The following is a 1,690-nucleotide window of genomic DNA, read 5'->3' as shown; positions in this document are numbered from 1 at the left end:
GCCACCAGCGCCTCGAGCACGGGCGCTTGCTCGGTGCCGAAGTGGGGGTCGGACACCTGCAGCAGCGAAGGCATCACGCCTGTTCGCCGCGCGCGCCGTCGGGCTTGAGCAGCCACAGCGGCTCGGGGGCGACGCGAAACTCGATCGGCGCGCGTAGCCAGCCCACCTCGCCATCGGTGGCGATCTTGAGTCGCTGTCCTCCGTAGCCCCCGAAGGCAGGCGCTGGCGTGACGGTCATCTGCGTGAATCTAAAGTGATCGATCTGCTCGGCCTCGCCCAGCCTGCCGAGTGCTCCGCGCACCACCAGACCGAGCATCGTCAGGGTGTCCACCGGCCGCGGCATCACCGCCGCCAGCCGGCCGCTGGCGAGCGCCTCGGTTTCTTCGATGCCGATCTGCTCGAGCTGCAGCCGATTGTTGGCGACAAAGAGCGTGGGCGTGCGCACGACATGCGCCTTGCCTGCCCGTTCGACGCGGATGCGCAACTGCCGGTGTTCGCGCAGCAAGGTCGCGAGCGCCGAGCCGAAGGCCACCAGCCGATGGCGCCCGTACTGCTGCTTCCAGGCCTCGCGATCCTCCAGCAACTGCGGGTACAGGCCCAGGCTCGCGTTGACGAGCCCCACCTGCACCGGCTGCGCACGCGCGCTCAGCAACAGCCGAGTGGCCGCGGCGGTGTCGGAGGGAATGCCGTGGTTGCGGCCGAAGTAATTGAAGGTGCCCTGCGGCAACACGCCAAAGGCGCAGCCACTGCCAAGCACTGCCTGGGCCACGGTGTTGAGCGTGCCGTCGCCACCCGCGGCGACCACCACGCCGCGCTCGGCCCTGGCGCATTCCACCGCCTGCTGCGCGAGCGCCTGCAAACCCGAAGGAGGGTCGGCCTGGAACAAAAGATAGCGGCGGCCCGTTGCGTCGAGCACCGCTTCGATGCTCTGGCGCGTCAGGGCCGCGTCGTCATGGCCGGAGCCGGCGTTCAGAACGATGAAGAGAGGCGCGTTCTCGCCAAGGTCGGGAGGCGTCATGGGCCGGCGCGGCGACTCCAGGACGGTCGGTCTTGCTCAGCGCAACTCAGTGCAATCGAGGCTCGGGCCGACGGCCGGCGTGGCGTACTCGAGGCCGACGACCGCGCGTGCGTAGAGGTAGTTGTTGCGGGCCCGCTCGCTGAGAGCGTCCATTTCGACGTGGCCTGCGGCGTCGCACGGGAATGTCAAAGCCCGGCCCTCATTGAAGAGCGACTGGAAACGGATCTCATAGTGCAGATCGAGTGAGGTGGTCACGGCGAGCTTGGCGGGGGCATCCATGGTTGCTACTCCTCTGACGCGGGCGCGGGCACCGCAGTGCCCACGCTGTTGATGTGACCGGGCGGATCAGCTCTTCGCGGCTGCGACCGTGAGCTGGTTGTCTACGCTGGTCACGCCCTTGACGCCGCTGGCGAGTTTCGTGGCGCGATCGCGTGCCGTGGCGTCGGGTGCCGTGCCGCGCAGCATCACCTTGCCATCGCGCGTGTCGACGTTGATCTTCAGAGCGCTGAGCGCAGTGTCCTTGGCGAGCTCGGCATTGATCGAGGTCGTGATAACGGCGTCGGCCACCTTTTCGCCCATCACCTTGGCAGCGTCCTTGGTGGCATTCGCAGTGTCCCTGGCCGCTTCGCGCGTGCTGTCAGCGGCGCGCTCGGCACTGCGCTCGACCGACGC

3 protein-coding genes are annotated in these 1,690 nt (G+C 68.3%); all 3 read right to left on the bottom strand.

Annotated features, from left to right (window positions below; all coding sequences use genetic code 11):
* Positions 1-73: 73 nt before the first annotated feature.
* Positions 74-1,018 (bottom strand): diacylglycerol kinase family protein, encoded by a 945-nt coding sequence (locus RMO12_RS15315; protein ID WP_309639929.1) that lies wholly within the window; start codon positions 1,016-1,018, stop codon positions 74-76.
* A gap of 36 nt (positions 1,019-1,054) precedes the next feature.
* On the bottom strand, positions 1,055-1,297 hold the full coding sequence (locus RMO12_RS15310; protein WP_309639928.1) for a hypothetical protein: 243 nt from the start codon (positions 1,295-1,297) through the stop codon (positions 1,055-1,057).
* Between the two features lie 66 nt (positions 1,298-1,363).
* Positions 1,364-1,690 (bottom strand): BON domain-containing protein (locus tag RMO12_RS15305; RefSeq protein WP_309639927.1); only part of this gene is annotated, 327 nt, incomplete at its 5' end.

Origin of the sequence: Methylibium sp., assembly GCF_031393925.1 — a bacterium.
Lineage (GTDB): Bacteria > Pseudomonadota > Gammaproteobacteria > Burkholderiales > Burkholderiaceae_C > Methylibium.
The sequence above is the reverse complement of the archived record's forward strand: the minus strand, read 5'-3'. Positions and strand labels throughout refer to the sequence as shown.